This window comes from Streptomyces niveiscabiei (assembly GCF_033794345.1).
GTDB lineage: Bacteria > Actinomycetota > Actinomycetes > Streptomycetales > Streptomycetaceae > Streptomyces > Streptomyces niveiscabiei.
Window position 1 is genome coordinate 17,846 of record NZ_JARAYJ010000015.1, and the last position, 22,185, is coordinate 40,030.

Annotated in this window: 16 protein-coding genes; 9 read left to right on the forward strand and 7 right to left on the reverse strand. The window is 73.1% G+C overall.

What is annotated here, in order from left to right:
• Positions 1-188: 188 nt before the first annotated feature.
• From PV682_RS21605 to PV682_RS21645, 9 genes are all read left to right on the forward strand, one after another.
• On the forward strand, positions 189-1,571 hold the full coding sequence (locus PV682_RS21605) for an SLC13 family permease (RefSeq protein WP_319732240.1): 1,383 nt from the start codon (positions 189-191) through the stop codon (positions 1,569-1,571).
• A gap of 171 nt (positions 1,572-1,742) precedes the next feature.
• The gene (locus PV682_RS21610; protein WP_319732242.1) at positions 1,743-3,185 is read left to right on the forward strand and encodes an acyl-CoA synthetase; all 1,443 of its coding nucleotides are present in this window, start codon (positions 1,743-1,745) and stop codon (positions 3,183-3,185) included.
• Positions 3,182-4,588, forward strand: coding sequence for a carboxyl transferase domain-containing protein (locus PV682_RS21615; RefSeq protein ID WP_319732244.1), 1,407 nt, complete (start codon positions 3,182-3,184; stop codon positions 4,586-4,588). Before PV682_RS21610 ends, PV682_RS21615 begins: the two co-directional genes overlap by 4 nt.
• 103 nt (positions 4,589-4,691) lie before the next feature.
• Entirely contained in the window at positions 4,692-5,033 is a 342-nt protein-coding gene (locus PV682_RS21620; RefSeq protein ID WP_055724645.1) for a CU044_2847 family protein, read from the forward strand.
• Between the two features lie 9 nt (positions 5,034-5,042).
• Complete coding sequence (locus tag PV682_RS21625; protein ID WP_319732247.1) at positions 5,043-6,860, forward strand: VMAP-C domain-containing protein; 1,818 nt, start codon at positions 5,043-5,045, stop codon at positions 6,858-6,860.
• Positions 6,861-6,892: 32 nt separating this feature from the next.
• The gene (locus tag PV682_RS21630; protein ID WP_319732250.1) at positions 6,893-7,903 is read left to right on the forward strand and encodes an AAA family ATPase; all 1,011 of its coding nucleotides are present in this window, start codon (positions 6,893-6,895) and stop codon (positions 7,901-7,903) included.
• A complete protein-coding gene (locus tag PV682_RS21635; RefSeq protein WP_319732254.1) occupies positions 7,893-12,068 on the forward strand; it encodes an SAV_2336 N-terminal domain-related protein in 4,176 nt (1,391 codons plus the stop codon). Before PV682_RS21630 ends, PV682_RS21635 begins: the two co-directional genes overlap by 11 nt.
• Positions 12,069-12,254: 186 nt before the next feature.
• Positions 12,255-13,292: a rod shape-determining protein gene (locus PV682_RS21640; RefSeq protein ID WP_319732256.1), complete on the forward strand. Its 1,038-nt coding sequence runs from the start codon at positions 12,255-12,257 to the stop codon at positions 13,290-13,292.
• A 5-nt stretch (positions 13,293-13,297) separates the two neighbouring features.
• Entirely contained in the window at positions 13,298-14,737 is a 1,440-nt protein-coding gene (locus tag PV682_RS21645) for a GAF domain-containing protein (protein WP_319732259.1), read from the forward strand.
• A 6-nt stretch (positions 14,738-14,743) separates the two neighbouring features.
• On the opposite strand, the gene PV682_RS21650 is transcribed toward PV682_RS21645, so the two are convergent.
• The 7 genes from PV682_RS21650 to PV682_RS21680 all read right to left on the reverse strand — a co-directional run bounded on the left by PV682_RS21650 (position 14,744) and on the right by PV682_RS21680 (position 22,046).
• Complete coding sequence (locus PV682_RS21650; protein WP_319732261.1) at positions 14,744-15,331, reverse strand: hypothetical protein; 588 nt, start codon at positions 15,329-15,331, stop codon at positions 14,744-14,746.
• Positions 15,332-15,335: 4 nt separating this feature from the next.
• Positions 15,336-16,166 (reverse strand): carbohydrate ABC transporter permease, encoded by an 831-nt coding sequence (locus PV682_RS21655; RefSeq protein ID WP_319732263.1) that lies wholly within the window; start codon positions 16,164-16,166, stop codon positions 15,336-15,338.
• The gene (locus PV682_RS21660; RefSeq protein ID WP_319732266.1) at positions 16,163-17,089 is read right to left on the reverse strand and encodes a carbohydrate ABC transporter permease; all 927 of its coding nucleotides are present in this window, start codon (positions 17,087-17,089) and stop codon (positions 16,163-16,165) included. Before PV682_RS21660 ends, PV682_RS21655 begins: the two co-directional genes overlap by 4 nt.
• A complete protein-coding gene (locus tag PV682_RS21665) occupies positions 17,086-18,354 on the reverse strand; it encodes an ABC transporter substrate-binding protein (RefSeq protein ID WP_319732269.1) in 1,269 nt (422 codons plus the stop codon). Before PV682_RS21665 ends, PV682_RS21660 begins: the two co-directional genes overlap by 4 nt.
• 31 nt (positions 18,355-18,385) lie before the next feature.
• Complete coding sequence (locus PV682_RS21670; RefSeq protein WP_319732272.1) at positions 18,386-19,294, reverse strand: DUF6807 domain-containing protein; 909 nt, start codon at positions 19,292-19,294, stop codon at positions 18,386-18,388.
• 138 nt (positions 19,295-19,432) lie between these two features.
• Entirely contained in the window at positions 19,433-20,980 is a 1,548-nt protein-coding gene (locus PV682_RS21675) for an FG-GAP-like repeat-containing protein (RefSeq protein WP_319732275.1), read from the reverse strand.
• 367 nt (positions 20,981-21,347) lie between these two features.
• Positions 21,348-22,046 carry a YeeE/YedE thiosulfate transporter family protein gene (locus tag PV682_RS21680; RefSeq protein WP_319732277.1) on the reverse strand — a complete coding sequence of 233 codons (699 nt, stop codon included), beginning with the start codon at positions 22,044-22,046 and terminating at the stop codon, positions 21,348-21,350.
• Between the last annotated feature and the right edge of the window lie 139 nt (positions 22,047-22,185).

Sequence of the window (22,185 nt, forward strand, 5' to 3'; positions counted from 1 at the left end):
AAGTGGCTGAGCCACTCAGCCAATGAACCACTCGGCCGCTTGGCCGGTTGGGCGCTGGGCCGCTGGGCCCGCTTGGGCGAGTGGCTCAGCCACTCAGCCACCTGGCCACTCGACCAGCCAGCCGCCCAGCCACCCCTCCACCCCCACCCCCACCCCTGTCGCTCCGGGACCCAACGACGGGAGCCCGTATGTCCCCCGAACTCGTCTCGATCCTCGTCCTGGTGGTCGTGTTCGTCATCGCCACCACTCGTTCCGTCAACATGGGCGCGCTCGCGTTCGCCGCGGCCTTCGGCGTCGGTGAACTCGTCGCCGACCTCGACGCGGACGGCATCTTCGCCGGCTTCCCCGGCGACCTGTTCGTCGTCCTGGTCGGCGTCACGTACCTCTTCGCCATCGCCCGCGCCAACGGCACCACCGACTGGCTGGTGCACGCGGCGATCCGGCTCGTGCGCGGGCGGGTCGCGCTCATCCCGTGGGTGATGTTCGCGCTGACCGGCGCGCTGACCGGCATCGGCGCGGTGAGCCCGGCGGCGGTCGCGATCGTCGCGCCGGTCGCGCTCAGCTTCGCCGCGCAGTACGGGATCAGCCCGCTGCTGATGGGCGCGATGGTGGTGCACGGCGCGCAGGGCGGCGGCTTCTCGCCGATCAGCATCTACGGCACGATCGTCAACGGCATCGTCGAACGCGAGAAGCTGCCCGGGAACGAGATCGCGCTGTTCCTCGCGTCGCTGTTCGCGAACCTCGTCATCGCCGGGGTGGTGTTCCTGGCGTGCGGCGGGCGGAAGCTGTGGCGGCAGGGGGTGGTGCCGGTCGGGGGTACGGGTATGACGGGGCCGTCCGCCGGGGGGTCCGGTACGTCCGAGGGTGCGTCAACTGGGGGGTCCCCCGGAGGTATTACGGGTACTACGGGTGGAAACGCCCCCATCCAGACCATTCCCCGGACAGTGGCGGCGGACACGTCGGACGGGGTCCGGCTGAACCCGGCGCGGATCGCGACCCTCGTCTCGCTGGTCGCGCTGGTGGTCGCCGTGCTGGCGTTCGACCTGGACGCGGGGTTCACCTCGATCACGCTGGCCGTGGTGCTGAGCACGGTGTGGCCGGCGGACAGCCGCAAGGCGGTCGGGGAGATCGCGTGGTCGACGGTGCTGCTGATCTGCGGGGTGCTGACGTACGTCGGGGTGCTGGACCAGATGGGCACGATCACCTGGGCCGGTGAGGGCGTCGGCGGCATCGGGGTGCCGCTGCTCGCGGCGGTGCTGCTGTGCTACATCGGCGCGCTGGTCTCGGCGTTCGCCTCGTCCGTCGGCATCATGGGCGCGCTGATCCCGCTCGCCGTGCCGTTCCTCGCGCAGGGCGAGATCGGGGCGGTCGGGATGGTGTGCGCGCTGGCGGTGTCGGCGACGGTGGTGGACGTGAGCCCGTTCTCGACGAACGGCGCGCTGGTGCTGGCCGCGGCGCCGGACGTCGACCGTGAGCGTTTCTTCCGGCAGTTGATGATCTACGGGGGGATCGTGGTCGCGGTGGTACCCGCGGTGGCGTGGCTGGTGATGGTCGTGCCGGGCTTCGGGTGAGCCGCGTGGTACCCGTCATACCCGTAGTACCCCTAGTACTTCCGGGCTACGGGTATGACCTCCGCCGAAGACCGAACACCTGACACCGAACACTTGACACCGAACGCCAGACGCCCGACACCCGCCGCCAGACGCCTGCCGCCCGACGCCGAACAGCAAGGAGTACGACGCGTGTCCCCTCTCTTCCCCGCCCTGACCGACGGCCCGTCCGACCGGCCGGCCCTCTCCTTCGGACCGCGTTCCCTGACGTACGCGCAGCTCGCGGCGGCGGCCGGGGCCGTCGCGCGGCGGCTGGCAGAGGGGCGCCGGGTCGCGGTGTGGGCGACGCCCGACCTGGAGACCGCCGTCGCGGTCGTGGGGGTACTGCTGTCGGGCGGCGCCGCCGTGCCGCTGAACCCGAAGTCGGGCGACAAGGAGCTGCGGCACATCCTCTCCGACAGCGCCCCCGCCCTGGTGCTGACCGCGCCGGGCACCGAACTCCCCGAGGCGCTGCGGCAGTTCGAGCGGGTCGAGGTCGACGTCCGGGCCACCGGCACGCTCCCCGAGGACGGCTTCAGCCCGGACTCCCCCGCCCTCGTGGTCTACACGTCCGGTACGACGGGCCCGCCGAAGGGCGCGGTCCTGCCCCGCCGGGCGCTCACCCACACCCTCGACGCGCTCGCCGACGCCTGGCAGTGGACCGGCGAGGACGTCCTGGTGCACGGCCTGCCCCTGTTCCACGTGCACGGCCTGGTCCTCGGCACCCTCGGCCCCCTGCGGCGCGGCGGCGGCGTCCGCCACCTGGGCCGCTTCTCCACCGAGGGCGTGGCGAAGGAGCTGAACGACGGCGCGACGATGCTGTTCGGCGTCCCGACGATGTACCACCGCATCGCCGAATCCCTCCCGGACGAACCGGAGTTGGTGAAGGCCCTGACCGGCGCCCGCCTGCTGGTGAGCGGTTCGGCGGCGCTCCCCGTGCACGACCACGAGCGGATCGCGCGGGCCACGGGCCGCCGGGTCGTCGAGCGGTACGGCATGACGGAGACCCTGATGAACACGAGCGTCCGCGCGGACGGCGAGGCCCGCGCCGGAACCGTCGGACTCCCGCTGCCCGGCGTCGAGTTGAGGCTGGTCGAGGAGGACGGCACGGCGATCGACGGCTACGACGCGGAGCGTGTCGGCGAGATCCAGGTGCGCGGCGCCAACCTGTTCACCGAGTACCTGAACCGCCCCGACGCGACCGCAGCGGCGTTCACCCCGGACGGCTGGTTCCGCACGGGCGACATGGCGGTGCGCGACCCCGACGGCTATGTCCGCATCGTCGGCCGCAAGGCCACCGACCTGATCAAGAGCGGGGGTTACAAGATCGGGGCGGGTGAGATCGAGAACGCCCTCCTCGAACACCCGGGGGTGCGGGAGGCCGCTGTGACCGGGGAGCCGGACGCGGACCTGGGCGAGCGGATCGTGGCGTGGATCGTGCCGAGCGACCCCGAACACCGGCCGTCGGCGGACGAGTTGGCCGATCACGTCGCTTCCCGGCTGGCCCCGCACAAGCGTCCCCGGATCGTCCACTACCTCGACGCCCTGCCCCGCAACGACATGGGGAAGATCATGAAGCGGGCGCTGGCCTCGTGACCCGCTTCTCCGCCCGCGAGGTCATCGCGCTCGTCACCGACACGTTCGCCGAACTCCCGTACCCCGAGAAGGAGTCGGCGCCCGACGGCCCGCTCGGCTGGGCGGGCTACGGCGCCTCGCTCGCCCGCGCCGCCGGGCGGACGGGGGAGAGCGAGTCCGCGGTCTGCGGCACCGCGGACATCGAGGGCACCCAAGTCGTCCTGATCGCCTTCGAGTTCGGCTTCCTCGGCGGCTCCCTCGGTGAACGCGCCGGCGACCGGCTGGAGTCGGCGTACCGGCACGCCCGCACGCACCGGCTCCCGGTCGTCCCCCTCGTCGCCACGGGCGGCAGCCGGATGCAGGAGGGCATGCTCGCGCTCACCCAACTCCAGCGCGTGGCCCGCGAGTCGGCGCTCACCCGGGCGGCGGGCCTCCCCCAGATCGCGGTCCTGCGCGACCCGACGACCGGCGGCGGCTGGGCGACCCTCGGCGCGGGCGCGGACCTGATCCTCGCCCTGCCGGGCGCCCAAGTCGGCTTCGCGGGCTCCCGCGTCCGCCCGCCGGACGCGGATCCGGCGGCGTACACGGCGGAGGCGCAGGTGGCGGCGGGCTCGGCCGACGCGGTCGTACGTCCGGAGGAGCTGCGGGAGACGCTGGGGCTGTGGCTGCGGCTGCTGAGCCCGCCTCGGGCCGACGCGACGCCGTCACCGGAAACACGGCCCGAATCCCTGCGGTCGGCGAGCACTTCAACACCCCCACCACCCCACCCCGCCCCGGTCCCCGCCCCCCTCGGCGCCACGGACCTGCCCGCCTCCGGCTGGGACGCGGTCCAGCGTGCCCGTTCCCCCCAACACCCGCGCGCCCACACCTACTTGGACGCCTACTTCACCCACCGCGCCGAGATCAGCGGCGACCGCTGCGGCGGCACCGACCCCGAGGGCATCGTCTGCGGGTTCGGGCTGCGGCCGGACGGGCAGGCCGTCGCCTTCGCCGCCCAGACCGGCGCGGCGACGCGGCCCGCCGGATACCGCACGGCGGTACGGCTGATCAGGCTCGCGGACCGGCTCGGCATCCCGGTGCTGACGCTGGTGGACACGCCGGGCGCGGCGAACGACGCGGAGGCGGAGCGGCAGGGGGCGGGCGCGGCGATCGCCGAACTGTTCGCGGCCGTCGCCGAGGTGAGCACGCCGGTCACGACGCTCGTCATCGGCGAGGGCGGCTCCGGCGGGGCGCTCGCGCTGGCCGCGCCGGGGCGGACGTGGGCGACGCCGGACAGCTACTTCTCCGTCATCGCACCGGAGCTGGCCGCCGCGATCCTGAAACGCCCGCCGCGGGAGGTCGAGGCGACGGCCGGTCAACTCCGGATCAGGCCCCAGGACTTGGCCGAACTCGGCGTGATCCGAACAGCTGACCGCCGGCCATGAGAAACCCACTCTCTTCGCAAGAGGAACACAGAGGACCGCGCGACAACCTCAAGTACCGTACGTAACAATGGGAGTGCACTGAGGCACGTACTACGGGGGCATCATGGAAGGGCTCGTGGAGTTCAAGACGGAGGACGGCGCGGTCGTCGCCGTCGAGGCCGTCGAGGAGCGGGCCGGTTCGCGGCTGGCGTCGCGGGACGGCACCGTGCAGGCGGCGAGGACGTTCGAGGCCGCGCTGGACGGCGTACGGACGGCCGCGCAGTCGGCGCTGCGGGTGTTCCGGGACGGCGCGCTGAAGCCGGACGGCGTGGAGATCGAGTTCGGGGTCAAGCTCTCCGCTGAGGCGGGCGCGATCATCGCCAAGGGGACCAGTGAGGGCCATCTGGTGGTGAAGCTGACGTGGGGGGCGTCGCCCTCGGACTCCCCCGCTACCCCCGCAGAGTGAGAGCCGCCGATGAAGAGCGCCGCGTGGCACGCCCGGGTCGAGGCGTCCGGCAAGGTCCTGGGCGCCGGTTTCCTGGTGACCCCGGACACGGTCGTGACCTGCGCGCATGTCCTGGACGGCCGGGTGGAGGGGCTCGCGGTGTCGTTCACCGAGCGCCCCGGCACCGACCCCGTACCCGTACGCCTTCTGGCCCACGGCGGCTGGAGCGCGCGGGCGGGGCACGATCGGGGGGACGTCGCCGTACTACGCCTTGAGAGGGATGCCGGTGTCGCTCCGGCGGTGCTGGCCCCGCCGGACGCGGTGCACGGCAGGGCGGCGGACGGGGGGCCGAGGAAGCTCGTCGTCTACGGGTTCCCCGCCGGTTTCGACGAGGGGACGCTCGCCGAGTACCGGGTGACCTCACGGCAGTTGATCAGCGACGAGTGGAACCAGCTGGAGTCCTGGCAGCAGGGCGGGCAGCCGCTCGCGCCCGGGTTCAGCGGGGCGGCGGTCGCGCTCGCGGACACCGGCGAGGTCGTCGGCATGGTGACGGCCGCCGCCGGGGCGCGCGGGGTGTCCAACGGGCGGATGATGCCGGCCGAGGTGATGCGGCGGTACTGGCGCGACCTCGACGGGCTGATCCCGGTCCCCGGTCACCGCCCCGCCGACCGGGCCCGGCTGTACCGGCTGGTGGAGCGGGCCGAGTCGGCCGGCCTGGGCGGCCATTGGACGCAGCTCTACAACGCCGTACGCGACCCGCTCGACCCGAGGCCGCCGGAGGGCGGCTTCTCCTCCCTGCGGTCGGCGGCGCTGTTCGTGCTGTCGGAGCTGGAGGGCGAGGAGGCGGTGGGGACGGTGATCCGGTTCGCGGAGCGGCTGGAGGCCCTGCTGTCCGCGTCCGGCACACAACTCGCCCCGCCCAGCGCCCCGTTCCCCGCCTCCGGCCCGCACCCCACCTCGACTCAGGCTCCGTTCACCCGGTCGGACACGCAACTCCCCCAGCCCAGCTCCCCGTTCACCCCCGCCGGCGCACCCCCCGAATGGACCCCCATCCTCGTCGACCTCCACCACAGCGGCGCCGGCGACGACCGCGTCCGGGTCGAGGTCTCGGCGTACAGCGGTGGCCGCCGGCACCCGATCGGCTCGGACACCGTGCCGAAGGACGGGCTCGCGGAGTACGTGCAGCGCCAGATCGAGGCGGCGTTCCCGTTCCTGACGCCGGGCGCGGACGAGCTGATCGCGTTCGCGCTGCCCCGCAACTGGCTCGACCTGCCGGTGGATCGGTGGCCCAGCGGCCCCGACGACGAGACGCCGCTGGGCTGTTCGTTCCCGCTGGTGGTCACGGACCACGCGCGCCGCAAGAACAGCACCCGGCACGTCCTGACCCGGGCGTGGAAGCGGCTGGATTCCGTACCGGGCGCGCGAGTTCACCGCGTCGAGTGCGGGAGCGCCGAGGAACCGGTGAAGCTGCGGATGCGGCTGCGCAGACCGGACGCCTGCCTCGCGGGCTTCTCCGCCGCCCCGGCCGCGCAGCGCACCCGCGCGCACTTCGACGTCACGCTCGTCGCGCCCGCGCCGATCGTCGTGTGGTCCCGCGAGGGCTGCGACAGCGGCCCGCAGGAGGAGTGCGCGGGCGGCGCCGGCTGCGCGGGCAAGACGTTCCTGGACCAGCTGGACTCGCGCGTGTCCGGGGTTCCGCCCGCCGAACTGCCGCGCCACATCATGGAATTGCGGGAGGAGGCGGCGGCCGAGGAGGAACACTGGGCGCGGGGCATCCAGCTTCTGTGGGACGACCCGCGGCTGTTCCCCGACCTGCCCGCGGCCCACAGCCACTCGCCGGTGGCCTGACCGACCCGACCCACGAGAAGAGCCCACCTCGCATGCCGCACTGGTCCGTCTACACCGGCTCGAACCAACCCCACGCCGGGATCCGGGAGTTGCCCGCTCCGCCGCCGTGGCGCGCCTTCGACGGTACGCCCGTCCTGCCCGCGCCGCGCGACACGGACGACGAGGCGGCGGTCTCCCCCGACCGCGTCCACCGCGCCCGTACGTACGTCGCGACCCCGGAGAGCGTCGAACTCGTCAACGCCGCCCTGATCCTGCGCCGCCCGCTCCTGGTGACGGGCCCGCCGGGCACCGGCAAGTCGTCCCTCGCGTACGCGGTGGCACGGGAGTTGGGGCTCGGCCCGGTGCTGCGCTGGAACATCACGAGCCGCAGCACCCTCACGGACGGCCTCTACCGCTACGACCCGCTGTCCCGCCTCTACGCGGCCCGCAGGGACGACGCGCACGACGGTGTCGAGGACCATCTGCGCCTCGGCCCGCTGGGCACGGCCCTGCTGCCGTACGAGCAGCCGCGCGTCCTGCTGGTCGACGAACTCGACAAGAGCGACCTGGACCTGCCGAACGACCTGCTGAACGTCCTGGAGGAGGGCCAGTACGACATCCCCGAACTCCTGCGCGCCGCGCGGAAGTCGGCGGCCGACGGCCCGACCGTGGAGGTCCTCGCGGACGGCTCCGAGACGCCCGTGGAGATCACCCGGGGCCGGGTCCGCTGCCGTGCGTTCCCCTTCGTCGTCCTCACCAGCAACGGCGAACGCGAGTTCCCGCCCGCGTTCCTGCGCCGCTGTGTACGGCTGCGGCTGCGGCGTCCCGACCGCGCCCAGCTCACCGACATCGTCCGCGCGCACCTGGACACGCCGCCCGCCGAGGTGGAGCCGTTGATCGAGCGTTTCCTGGAACGCGCCGCGAACGGCGACCTGGCGACCGACCAGCTCCTCAACGCCCTTTACCTGACCGGGGTCACGGGCCTGGACGCGGCCGACCGCAGCGAGCTGGCGGAGCGGCTCATGCCCTACCTGGACGCGGTGGCGGACGCGGATGGGCTCTGAGGGCGCCCTCGCGCGGCTGGCCGCCCTGCTGGACGCCGCCGCCGAGGGAACGGGACCGACCCCGCGCGAACTGGCCGAAGTGCTGTGGTTCGCGCGGCAGTTGAGCGACGACACCGAGACGCCGTCGCCCGACTACCGTACGTCCCCCGCCCCTTCCGAATCACCCGTCCCGTGGCCCGCCCAGTCCGACCCCGCCGTCGCCCTCCCCCCGACCCCCGATCCGCCCCGCGTCCCCCTCCACCTCCCGGACGCCAGCCCCACACCGGCCCCGCCCTCGACGCCCGCCCCCGCCCCGTCCGAGCCGCCCGCCGACGCCCGAACTCCCGCGGGCGGCACGCCACTCAGCATCCCCGTCCCCCCGATGCTCCCCCACCCCCTGACCCTCCAGCGCGCCCTCCGCCCCCTCAAACGGACGGTCCCCGCACCCCACGCGCGGCTCCTCGACGAGCCGGCGACCGCCGACCGCATCGCCCGTCTCGGCGCCTCCCCCGAGGTGTGGCTCCCGGTCCTGCGGCCGGCCCGCGACCGCTGGCTGCGCGTGTGTCTCGTGCACGACACGGGCCCGACGATGCCCGTATGGCAGCCGCTGGTACGGGAGTTGCACACCGTGCTCGCCCAGTCGGGCATCTTCCGCACGGTCTCCCTGCACCCCCTCACGCCCGACGGCCGCACCCGTGGCGTCGTCGCCCCGGCCGACGGCCGCACCGCGATCCTCGTCCTCAGCGACTGCATGGGCCCGCAGTGGCGCCCCGGCCCGGCCGGCGACCGCTGGTACGGCACCCTGCGCCACTGGGCAACTCACGCCCCGCTGGCCGTTGTTCAGCCTCTCCCCGAGCATCTGTGGCCGGCCACCGCGCTCCCCGCCGAACCGGGCCTGTTCGCCTCCCCGGCCCTCGCGTCCCCGGCGTCACGGCTCGCCTTCACCCCGTACGACCCCGACGTCACCGCCCCCTCGCCGGACGCCGTCGCACTGCCGGTCATGGAACCGGACGCGCCCTGGCTCGCCAACTGGGCGTCGCTGCTGACGAGTCCGGGCGGCGGCCGGATCCCCGGCGCGGCGGCCTGGCTGACGACCGGGCCCGCCGTCCCCGAAGAGGCGTCGGACATACGGGATCTGACGGCTCGTGAGATCGTCCTGCGGTTCGAGTCGACGGCCTCCCCGGAGGCGTTCCGGCTGGCCGGGCACCTGTCGCTGGCGGCGCCCTCGGTGCCGGTGATGCGGCTCGTGCAGCACACGGTGCAGAAGGACCCCCGGCCCCAGCACCTGGCCGAGGTGATCCTCAGCGGGATGCTCACGGCCGTCGACGGACCGCCCGGCTCGTACGCGTTCCGGCCCGGGGTGCGGGAGCTGCTGCAACGCACGCTGCCCCGGACCGTGCGCGGACGCACGAGTGAATTCCTCGCGCGGATCGGCGAGTTGATCGACGTACGCGCAGGGTTCACGCCCGGGGCGTTCCGCGCGCTCGGGGGCGGCGGGGCAGGGGACGGGGAGGCGTTCGCGACCGTACGCGGCGAGACCGTCGACCGGCTCGGCGGGACGGCGGAGGCCACGCTCGGCGAGACAGCGGAGACCGCGCCCCTTGACGGGACGGCGGAGGCCGCGCTCGGCGGGACGGCGGAGACCATGCCCGGCGGAACGGCGCCGGCCGAGCTCCTCGGCGGGCGGTACCGGGTGCTCGGGCAGCGGGGTCCGGGGCAGCGGGTGCGGGAGGCGGTGGACACGCGGACCGGGGAACGGGTCGTCGTCCACCTCTACCCCGAACAGCCGGAGCATCTCGACCGGTTCACGGAGGGCGCGCGGGCGCTCGCCGGGGTCGACAGTCCGTACGTGACGCGAGTCCTCGACCATGGGGTGGAGGGTCAAACGCCTTACCTGGTAGCGGAGTTCGTGGAGGGGGTGACGCTGTCCGAGCTGCTGCTGGGAAGCGGGCCCGGGGTGTGCCTGCCGGTGTACGCCGCGCTCGTGGCCGACGTCCAGGAGGGGCTGCGCGCCCTGCACGCGGCCGGCCTGGTGCGGGGGCAGACCGGCGGCAACGGCCTGTTGCTGCGCGCGGACGGCACCGTACTCATCAGCCGGTTCGCGCTGGGGCAGGAGTCGGTGGGCAAGGGCGCGCCGGGGGACGCGGTCGAATTCCACCGCCTCGCCGAGGAGTTGACGAGGCGCTCGCCGGACGTACAGGACTTCCGGGCCCGGCACCCCGAGCAGTCGGCTCAGTCGCTCCGGCGGGCCCGCCGCACCGAGCACCTCCAGATCCGGACGACCGCCCCCCTCCGCGTCACGCGAGGGTCCGTCTCGCAGGACATCCACTCCCCCGAACTGATGGCGCTGCTGGTCAAGCTGCTGCACGAGCGGGGCCGCCGGGTGACGTCCGGCGAGCTGGCGCGCGTCCTGCCGGAGGGGAACCGGTCCCCGTCCCGTATCAGGGAGTTGATCGCCGAGCTGGCCGTCGGTTTCCTCGGGCCCGGCACCGTCGCCGAGGTCACCGACGGCTATGTCCTGCACCTCCCGGCGGTCCGGGTCCGCGCCCCTCAGCCCCTCCACTTCGAGACCCTCACCCCCCTCACCCCCGAGTCCCGCATCACCCTGGAGTACGTGGTGGACGAGGTCCTCTCCCGGGGCGGCCTCACCCCCGCGGAGTACGAGACACACGTACTACCCCAGGGCTACCGGGTCGACATCTCCCCCGACACCTACCTCGTCCCCCTCCTCGCGGCGGCCGTGCGCTGGCTCCCCGGCCCGCTCGCCGCCCTCGCCGACCCGCCCCGCCTCCACGTCACCTTCGGCGGCGCCCCCGCCGCCCCGCCCGGCGCCGCCCAGGCGACCGTCACGGTCCCGCCCGCGCTCCACGAGTCGTTCGCCGGGAGTTCCGCGGCGTACGGCCCGCACCGCTTCCGCCCCCTGTACGGCGAGGCCCTCGACTCCCCGCCGCTGGCCTGGTACTGCCCCCTCCCGGCCCCCCGCCCCGAGGACGACGACCGGGACCTGGTGAAGGGCCCCTACCTCGCCCGGGACCTGCGCGAGCTGCACCTCCCGGCGGCGGGCCGCTCGGCCGTCGTCCACGCCCTCCCGGACGCCCCCCTCACCCTCCTCAACCCGGCCCAGCCGTACGGGAACCGGCGGCCGGGCCGGGCGACGTACTACGAGGTGGACCTCACCCCGCAGAGCTCGACGCGCGAGCTGCGCCTGCCCAGTTCGGGCAAGGCCAGGTTCGCGGCGTCCGCGCGTCTGACGTGGCGGGTGACGGACCCGGTCGCGTTCGTCCGCGCGGAGGTCCCGCACGTCGCGGACGCGCTGTTCGCGTACGTCGCCGAGCGGGCGCCGGGCATCACGCGCCACCACTCCCACAACCGCCCGCAGGGTGCCGAGCGGGCGCTGGGCAAGGAGCTGACGCGGTGGCCGGTGCCGGGGCTCCAGGTGAGCTGCGAGGTGCGGATAGTGCCGTACGCGCAGCAAACGGTTGCACAACAGGCGGCGCCCGACCTCAGGGCGCTGCTCGCCGCGCCCACCGTCCTGCTCGGCTTCGACGGCCCGCTCACCCGGCTCTTCCCGGCGGCGCGGGCCCGCGAGGCGGCGCTCGCGCTGCTGGCGGTGGCCGCCGAGCACCGGAACCCGCAGGACGCCCTGGCCGGCCGGCCGTTCGGGACGGCGCAGGCCCAGGGCGGAGTCGTCCATCCCCTGGAAGTACTACGTACCTACGCCCACGACCCCGTCGGGCCCCTCCTGCGGGCGCGGCTCGACGAGCTGGAGCTCGCCGCCGTACCGGACGCGCCGACGACGCACAACGCGGTGGCGCTGGTCCGGGCGCTGCACGCGGCGGGGAAGCGGGTTCTGGTAGCAACCGATTGCTGCGAGGAGGCGGTGCGGCGGTACGTGGCGCCGTACCGGCTGCCGCTGGCCGGGGTCCACGGGCGGGCGGACGACCCGGCGGCCCTGATGCCCGACCCGGACTGCCTGCGGCGGGCGCTCGGCGAGGAGGCCGGGCACGCCGTGTTCCTGGGGTCGACGGTCGCCGGGCTGACGGCGGCTCAGCGGGCGGGGCTGCCCTTCATCGGGCTGGCGCGCAACCGGACGGTGGAGCAGGAGCTGCGGGAGGCGGGGGGCGAGGTGGTGGTGCGGTCGCTGGCGCCGGTACTGGAGGCGGCCCGCTCGCTCGGTCGCGGCTGACCGCGCCGGGTGATACCTGAGGGGTAACGCACTACCCCCGAGGTAGGGGACATTTCGGACAAATCATCCGTTCGGTCGTTCCCTGCCCGGCCCATCCCAGCAGGCGCCCCCTCCCGCGCGCCCGCACGATGCGAAGGAGGCCGCCGACCGGCGGTCCCACGGTCGTGCTCTCGGGAGGACCTGTCCATGACCGCCAGCTTGGAGCAGTTGCGCCGCTGCCACTTCGCCGTCGACCTGGGCGCGGCGCGGACGCGGGTGTACGTGAAGGGGGCCGGGCTCGTCGTCGACCAGCCGTCGGCCGCCGCCGTCAACACCCGTACCGGCGCGCTGATCGCGGTCGGTGAGTTCGCCGAGAAGATGACCGGGCGCACGCCCGACTACATCCGGGTGGTGCGGCCGGTGTCCGGCGGGACGGTCGTCGACATCGAGATGGCCCAGCGGATGCTGCGCCACCTCCTCGGGGACAAGGTCCGCCGCCAACTGCGCTACAAGCCGCGGCTGCGGGCCGCCGCCTGCACCCCGCACGACGCCGACCCGCTGGCGCAGCGCGCGACGATCGAGACGCTGGTCGGGCTCGGGGCGCGGCGGGTGGAGCTGGTGGACACGCTGACGGCCGCCGCGATCGGCTGCGGGCTGCCGGTCGAGCGGCCCGAGGCGACCATGATCATGGTGTGCGGTGCGGCGGCCACGCAGGTCGCGGTGCTGTCCCTCGGCGCGATCGTCACCGCCGAGCGGGTTCCCGTCGGCGGGGTGGCAGTCGACCACGCGATCGTCCAACACCTGCGCCACCAGCACGAGTTGATCCTGCCGAGCCAGTCGGTACGGCCGCTCCAGCTCGCGCTGTCGGGCAACGGCCTCTCCCCGCACGGCCCTTCGTCGACGGAGATCCACGGCCGGGACGTCGCGACCGGCCTCGCGCGGTGCGTCCAGGTCGACACGGCCGCCGTCCGGGACGCGATCGAGACGCCGCTGACCGCCGTACTCGACGGCATCGGGCGGGTGTTGCGCAACTGCCCGCCCGACCTGGTCGCCGACCTCGCCGACCGGGGGATCATGATGGTCGGCGGTTCGGCGCTGCTGCCGGGCTTCGACCAGATGCTCCGCGAGGCGACCGGCATGCCGGTGCACATCGCCGACCGGCCCGACATCTGCGCGGCACAGGGGCTCGGCATGATGCTCGAAGGCCGCATCCAGCCCATGGAGTTGGCCCCGCTGAGCGCCTGACGCCGGTGCGGCTCGACGCGCTCCTGGCCATCGGCACCGACCTCGAACTCGCCGCGACCGTACGGCACATCGTGGACGCGGCGGCCGAACTCACCGGCTCCCGCAGCGCCGTTCTGGAGACCGGGCCCTGCGACGCGCCCGTCCTGCACGTCCCCGTCGAGGGGTACGGCCGCCTGCATCTCGCCGGCGGCCGTCCCTCCCCCGCCCTCGACGTCCTCGCCGCCCGGGCCGGCGCCGCCCTCGCCGGCGCCCGCCTCTACGAGGCCGCACGCCAGCGCGAACGCTGGATCGAGGGCGCCGCCGCCGTCACCACCGCCCTGCTCGGCAACGCCGGTTCGGCCGACCCCCTGATGACCGTCGCCGACCGCGCCCGCCTCCTCGCCGACGCCGCCGCCGGCGTCGTCCTCCAGCCGACCGCCGAGGGCGGCATGGAGATCGTCGCGGCCTCCACGTACGACGACCCCGGTGACATCGTCGGTACGACGATCCGGCCCGGCAGCGCCGTACTCGTCCAACTCCTGGGCGGTGAGCCGGTGTTCATCGACGACTCGGCGACCGACCCCCGGATGACCACCCACGTGCGGCACCGGTTCGGGCCCAGCATGATGCTGCCCCTCCAGGCCGACGGCCGCCTCATCGGCACCCTCGCGCTGCCCCGCCGGCACGCGGGACGCCCCTACACCGAGACGGAGAAACACCTCGCCGTCCAGTTCGCCTCCCAGGCCGCCGTCGCCCTCCTCCTCGCCGACGCCCGCCACCGCCGCGAACGCCTCGCGGTGTACGAGGACCGCGACCGGATCGCCCGGGACCTCCACGACCTGGTGATCCAGCGCCTGTTCGCGACGGGGATGATGCTCCAGGCGACGGGAAGACGAGCGGCGAGCACGGCCCTTCGGGAGACAGGAGCCGGAGAGGACCACGCGGGGAAGCCGCGAGCGGCAGAGGCACGGGCCGGAGACCAGCGCGCCGGGAAACCGCGAGCCGCAGAGGCACGAGCCGACGATCAGCGCGCCGAGGAGCCGCGAGCCGCTGAGACGCAAGCCGGGGACCGCCGTATCGGAAAGCCGCCGACCGCACAAGCGCGAGCCGCGGACGCCCGCGCCCGGCACGCCATCGACACCGCCGTCACCGAGCTGGAGGCCACCGTCCAGCAGATCCGCACCGCCATCTTCCGCCTCCAACAGCCGCCCGCCGAACCGCCGTCGGGCCTCCGCGCCCGCCTCCTGCGGGAGGCCGCGGCAGCCCTCGGCACCCAGCCCTCCGTACGCTTCACCGGCCCTGTCGACGCGCTGGTCCCCGACCACCTCGTCCCCACCCTCCTCGGCGCCCTCCGCGAAGCCCTCGCGGAGCTCACGGACGCGGACATCGAGGTGTTCGCGAACGGCCGCAAGGGCGTACGGCTGACGGTGAACGGCCGGACGGCGTGGGAGGCAGCCGTCGAGTGAACTCCCCTACTTTTTCAGGCGTGTTCGTACGTCGACCGCGCTCAGCGCCAGCGCCAGCGGCCCCGGCACCAGGAACGCCAGCGGCAACAGCATCCACGCGCACAGCGCGCCCGTGGCCACCGCGAGCAGCACCAGCCCACTCCCCCCGGCATCCCGCACCGCGTCCTCGGCGGCCCCCCGGACCGCCGCCCGCCAGTCGCTCACCGACTCCGGCCGCCCACAGGCCCGCAGCCCCACCAGCAGCGCACAGCAGCCGATCACCGCAGCCACCACGGCGAACACCCCGCCCCCCGGCAACCCGGCCCGGGCCAACGCCAGATCGGCCAGGACCAGCAGCACCCCCGCCACGACGACCCCGCCCGCGACCAGATCGCCGACGCGCAACCGCCGCCCGAGCGCCGAGAAGTACCGCCCCGCGCCGGCCGGCCGGTCCTCCCCGGCGCCCCGCAACACCGCGCAGGCGGTGGACAGTGCGGCCGGGATCGTCACAACGGGCAGACAGGCCACGGCGGTTGCCAGCCCGACGCTCATCGTGTCGGCGAACAGGGAGAACCGTGGCCCGAACACCTCCCCCGGCTCCCGCACACCGCTCACGCCCTCACCCCTTCAGCCCCGAACTCGCCATGCCCTCCACCAGGAACCGCTGGAAGGCGAGGAAGAACAGCACGATCGGCAGCAGCGCGATCACCGACATCGCGAACATCGGCCCGAACGACGACTGGCTGGACGCGTCGACGAAGGACCGCAGCGCCAGCGTGAGCGTGAACTTGTCGGGGTCGAAGAGGTAGATGAGCTGCGTGAAGAAGTCGTTCCAGGTCCAGATGAACGTGAAGATGGCCGTGGTGATCAGCGCGGGCCGGGTCAGCGGCAGGATGATGTGGAAGAAGCTGCGGAACGGCCCGCACCCGTCGATCCTCGCGGCCTCCTCCAGCTCACGCGGCAGCCCGCGCATGAACTGCACGATGAGGAAGACGAAAAACGCCTCCGTGGCAAGGAACTTGGGCAGGATGAGCGGCCAGTACGTGTTCACCAGGCCGAGCTTGTTGAAGATGATGTACTGCGGGATCAGCACGGCGTGGTGCGGCAGCATGATCGTCGCGATCATGAACGCGAACAGCGGCCCGCGCATCCGGAACCGCAGCCGCGCGAACGCGTACGCGGCGAGCGAGCAGCTGATGACGTTGCCGAGGACCGCACCGCCCGCGATCACCAGGGAGTTGGTGAGCAGCTGGGTGACGGAGACGCCGTTCACGCCGTCGAGTGCCGTGGAGTAGTTGGACCATTCGAGATGGCTGGGCCACAGGTCGAGGCTGGCGATGACCTCGTTCGCCGGCTTCAGCGAGGTCATCAGCAGCCAGGCCAGCGGATACAGCATGACGAGCAGTGCGGCGAGGCAACTGACATGCAGGGCAACCCTGTTACGGCTCATCGCTCCCCCTCCGACGCGTAGAAGACCCAGGCGCGCGACGTACGGAACAGCACCGCCGTCACCACCCCGATGACGACCAGCAGCACCCACGCCATCGCCGAGGCGTAACCCATGTGCGACGCGACGAAGCCCCGGTCGTAGAGGTACATCGTGTAGACGAGCGTCGAGTCCGCCGGCCCGCCCTTCCCCGCGCTGATCGCGAACGCGGGCGTGAACACCTGGAAGGCCTGGATGGTCTGGAGGACCAGGTTGAAGAAGAGGACGGGGGACAGCATCGGTACGGTGATGGAGACGAACTGCCGCCACCGCCCCGCCCCGTCGACGGCCGCCGCCTCGTACAACTCCCGTGGTATCTGCTGGAGTCCGGCGAGGAAGATGACCATCGGCGCCCCGAACTGCCACACCGTCAGCAGCGCCACGGCGAGCAGGGACCAGCCGGGTTCGTTGACCCAGCCGCCGGTGCCGAAGAGGTTGTCGACCGTGCCGCCGTCGTTGAAGATCGCCCGCCAGACGAGGGCGATGGACATCGACGCGCCGAGCAGGGACGGCGCGTAGAACGCCGAGCGGTAGAAGGCGCGTCCGCGTCGCATCGACTTCAGCGCGAGCGCGACGGCGAGGGCCAGGGCGAGCTGGAGGGGGACGGCGATCACGACGTAGGTGAGGGTCGTGACGACCGAGCGCCAGTAGCGGGGGTCCTCCGTGAACATCTGCGTGTAGTTGCGCAGGCCCACCCAGTGGGGCGGGTTGAACAAGTCGTAGTCGGTGAAGGAGAGATACAGCGACACGGCCATCGGGACGAGCGTGAGGCCGATCGCGCCGAGCACCCACGGGGAGAGGAACACCCAGGCGGCGCCCTCCCGTTGGCGTTTCGGCCGAGCGACCGCAGGGGACGCCTCAGCGGGCCGGGTGATGGTGGTGGTCATGACCTCAGCTCCGCCTTCGCCTCGGTGACGTAGTTCTCGGCCGCCTCGCGAGGAGACATCCGCTCGTACGACACCTGGTCGTAGTCGCGCTGGAAGGTGGTCTGCAACGCGCTGTCGCCGGATGGCGGGGCCTGCGGCGGGTCCTTCAACTTCCCTTCCAGGGACGCCTGGTAGTCGGAGATCGTCCGGTCGAAGTCGGCGAGCTGCGGCTCGATGGCCTTGCGGACGGACTCGTTGACGGGGATGCCCCGGGTGGCGCCGAGGATCTCCGCCGCCCCCGGGTCGTTGATCATGAAGTCGATGAACTTGGCCGCCTCGGCAGGGTGTCGGGTGTCCGCGAAGGCGCCGAGGAACATCGACGGCTTGAAGTACTGGCCGGGCGTGCCGTCCTGGCCGGTCGGCATCTGCGCGAGGGCGACGCCGCCTTCGAGGAGCGCTTTGAACCCGCTCGCCGGGGCGTCCCAGTTGGCGTCGGTGACGGACTTGCCGCGCCCGAGCGGGGTGTTCTCGACCGTGCCGTCGAGCTGGGTGGTCTGCTGGGCGGGCGAGACGACGCCCTCGCGGCGCAACCGGTCGGTGAACGTCCACCACTTGGTCAAGTCGTCGGCGGTGAACCCGAGTTGGTTGTCCTTGGTGTAGAGCGGCTTGCCCTGGCCGCGCAGCCAGACCTCGAAGCAGTCCTCGCTCCAGCCGGGGTCGGTGGCGCCGGGCTTGCCGGTCGCCTTCGTCAACTCCCGCATGGTGTCCGCCCATTGGTCCCAGGTCCAGGGCCCCTTCGGGAGCGGTACGCCGGACTCGGTCCACGTCTTCACGTCGTACGCGACGGTCTCCGTGCCGCGTCCCTGGGGGATCGCGTACTGGACGTCGTCCACGCGGCCGGTGGCCAGCAGCCCCGGGTCGATCTCCGAAGTCCGCAGCGCCGCCCGCTCCTTGCCGAGGTCGAGCAGGATCCCGCCGTCCGCGTACTGGTCGATCTGCCGGTAGTCCAGCTGCATGACGTCCGGGGCGTCGCCGCCCGCCGCCTGTGTGGCCAGCTTCTGCTTGTAGGCGTCGTATCCGGAGAACGACGTCTGGATGTCGATCCCCGGGTTCGCCTTCTCGAACAGTGCCACGGCCTTCTCCGTGCGCGCGGCCCGGTCCGGGTTGCCCCACCAGGTGTAGCGCAGGACAACCTTGCCGTCCGCCGAGGCGGAGCCGCCGCAGCCGGCCAGCGTCGCGCACAGCAGCAGCGCGGCGGCGGCCGACAGTCCCTTCGTCCGGTGCATGCCTGCCTCGCTCTCCTCGTGCCTCAGTGCCTCAGGTCCAGGTGAGTCCCGCGAGATGGCCGGTGACGCGTTCCCGGTCCCAGGCGCCGTCCGCGAACACCACCCGGTAGCGGTAGGCGAACGACTCCCCCGGCGGCAGCTCGAACTCCTCGAAGAACGCCCAGGAGAACGAGACCGTGGGGATGGGTTCGGCGCGGACGAACCAGTGGTGCGTGGCACCGTTGTCCGGCCCGTGCTCGAAGACGAGCGTCGAGTGGCCGTCCACGTCGTCGTGTTCGCCGCTGTACGCGAGCCACCGGCCGCGCGTGCCCATCAGCTTCTCGGCGCCGTCCCCCTCCGGGGCGAACGCGGCGCCGCCCGTGAAGTCGCGGGGTCCGCGCCAGTGCAGCCCCGTGTACCCGGCGAGTTCACGTCCGGCGGTGGTCGGCGAGCCGAAGGCGAGGGGTACGTCCCTGAGGTTGGTGAGCCGGATCGACCAGTCCAACGCCCAGGCGCCGGCGGCCTCGTCGACGGAGTGGACGCGAACTCCCCTGGTTTCCCGGGCCCATTCGGCGCCGCCGTTCTCGATCCAGGTCAACTCCTCGGTGAACGCGAGCTGTTGCTCGTCGGCCGTGAAGTCGGTGAACCCGTCGTGCCGCATCGAGCCGACGATGTCGGGCAAGTCGAGGTAGCCCTCGCCGTGCACATAGCTGTGCCCGCCCCAGAAGTTCTGCCCCGAGAGGTGGCTCGCCGTCATCTGAAGGCCCTTGTGCCACCGGTGGTCGCTGGGCCGGTACCCGCTGACCAGCCGTCCGCCCAGGGTCCGCAGCGGATGCGCGTACGGTTTGCGCGCCTCGTACGCCTCCGGATCGGGGCGGTACACGTACCGCATGATCTCGACCCCGTTCGCGGCCTGCACCGCGATGTGGTCGCCGTGGACATGGGTGACACGGATGGTCATGCGAACTCCCGCCGGAACCAGAGAGAAAGCGCTTGCTCGCGTGACCCTAGAGGCGGACGGAATGTCAGGACAACCCCTGTGCAGGGACCGGCCGGAAAGAAACGGAAGGAATCCTTCACGGCCGGCACCCTGAAGGGATCAGAGGATGATGCGGTACGGCCCCCAGCTGGTACCGGCCTGGTAGCGCGTACCGAGCGTCTCCATCCCGGCCTTCCCCGTCCCCGGGTACACCCAAAGCGTGCCGTCGGACGCCTGCCGGGTCAGCACGTCCGTCAGCCCGTCGCCGTTGAAGTCACCGGTCCGGGTGACGTCCTGCGTCTGCCAGCTCCGGCCGATCTGGTACCGCGTACCGAAAGCACCCGTCGTCCTCCCGGTTCCCGGGTACACCCACAGCGTGCCGTCCGACGCCTGCCGGGACAGCACGTCGATCCGTCCGTCGTTGTTGAGGTCGCCGGTGGCGATGGCGTCCTGGCTCTTCCAGCCGGTGCCGACCTGGTAGCGGGTGCCCAGGACCACGGGGCCGGACTCCTTGGTGCCGGGGTAGACCCAGAGGGTGCCGTCGGACGCCTGCCGGGTCAGCACGTCCGTCAGCCCGTCGCCGTTGAAGTCACCGGTCCGGGTGATGTCCTGCGTCTGCCAGCTCCGGCCGATCTGGTACCGCGTACCGAAAGCACCCGTCGTCTTCCCCGTACCCGGGTACACCCACAGCGTGCCGTCCGACGCCTGCCGGGACAGGAGGTCGCCGTTCCCGTCGTTGTCGAGGTCGCCGATGGTCACGGCGTCCTGGCTGTTCCAGCCGGTGCCGGCCTGGAAGCGGGCGCCGAAGGTGGCGCCGCTCGCGTTCCCCGTGCCCGGGTAGACCCACAGGACACCGTCGTCCGACCTGATCGCCGGGAGGTCGGCCTTGCCGTCGGCCGTGAGGTCGAGCGGGTTGCGGGAGACGGTGTGCTGGACCCAGGCGCCGATGTCGTCGACGCGGGTGTCGACGGCGCCCGTACGGGTCTCGGCTGGGTCGATGCCGAGGCAACCGCCCTGCCAGGAACGGGAGTTGACGGCGACGAGTTCCGTGACGCCGTTCACCGTGCGCAGGGCGGGGCCGCCCGCGTCGCCCTGGCAGACGGTCGCGGAGCCGTCGAGGTTCACGTCCGTGGCCGTGGTGGAGGCGACGGTGAACGAACCGGCGTGCAGTTTGTCCGGCACCCACTCGGTCTTCGTCCGCCCGAAGCCCGCCAGCGTCAGCGTCTCGCCCGCGGCGGCGGGGGTGGTCGCCAGCGGCACGGGCTTCACCGCCGGGTCGGTCACCTTCGCGGCGAGCTTGAGGAGCACCAGGTCCCGGTCGGCGTGCGGGACGAGCCGGATCGCCGGCAGGACGGTGCCGGTGGTCTGCGTCAGGTCGGTGCGGCCCACGGTGACCGTGGTGGCCACGGCCGGTCGGCCGGTGGGGAGTTCGCCGACCGTGCCGAAGCAGGAGGCGGCGGTCAGCACCCACTGCGGGGCGACGAGGGTGCCGGTGCAGGCGCTGTCCTCACCGACGTTCACCTTCGCGACGTACGTCAGCTGCGCCGCGGCGTCGGTCCCGGCGAGCGCCGGGGTGCCGTTCACCGCCGTGGCCGGGAGGGTGCTCAGCGCGAGAGGGGCCGCGAGCAGCGTGGCGGCCAGCGCGGAGAGGCGGGAGCGTCTGGACATGTGCGCGGACGTGGACTTCCCGGCCTCCCCGGCAGCGCCGGGAGCCTCCTGCGCGAGCGCTCCTCGCGCGCGCCGTCTCCGTGGTGATCCCACGGACGATCTGCTGTGTTCCTTCATCGCGTCCCCCAGTTCGTCGCTGACAACCGGACGTACGTCACGGTCCCGGGTTCGCGTCCACGATGAGGAAGGCAGTCCCCGCCTCTCGCATCGAGAGGCCCCCCGGTCTCGGTGATTGTCATCCGCCTCGCCATACCAACACGAAGCGCTCCCCAGGTCGAGCACCGAAAAACACCACACAACGCGTCAATCCCTACGCATCGCCTGTGATCCGCACCACTTCGCAACTCACCCTTCGCACGAGCCCCGTTCACCCCGCACGAGGCGCCGGCCGCCGGCGACCTGGACGATCGGGATCGCCGGGCAGCCCCCGGAGATCGCCCAGCCGACACCGAAACGGCACCACGACGGCGGTGACGCGGAACGTGGCCGTCGCGACGGGACCGGCCAGGTTCAGCCGACCGCAGCCGTTGAGCCCGTGCCCCGACGTACAGCCACCGGCCAGCCGGGCGCCGAAGCCGACCAGGACGCCGCCCACGAACAGCAGGACGCCCATGACGACCGGGTTGCCGGTCACCACGTCCCGGCAACCCGCCCCCAGGTCGAGGCGGAGCCGGAACCGCCCGGAGGTGACGGCGACGACGAGTCCGCCGACGAAGACCGAGACCAGCAGAACGGCCTGGGTGACCAGCGGGGCGGGGCACGGCGGCCCACCCCGGCGGCGTACGGCCGGTGCCGGGACGGCGGCCGGTGCCGGGACGGCGGCCGGTGCCGGGGGCTCGGGTGTGGTGCCGAAGTGCTCGGTGGTGGCCTCGGCGTGGGCGGCGGCCAGGACCCGTTCGTCGGCGAACCGCGCCTCCACGCGCTCCAGTTCGGCTTCGCGCCGCCAGTGGAGCGCGCGCTCCCAGGCGCCCGACACGCCGAACGACCGGCCGGTGGCGAGGGCGTGGCCGATGGTCAGGACGGCGAGCGCGACAGCACCCGCCCACCAGGGCCAGTAGGCGGTCATGCGCTGCCCTTCATCCACCCGGCCAGCCAAGCCCACCAGCCCCGTCCGGGCTCTTCGGCGCTCTCCGGCCGCTGTTCGGCCCCGTCGGCGGGCGTGGGCGTCAGCGCCAGGCAGCGGGCGTGCCGTCCGTTGGGCAGCA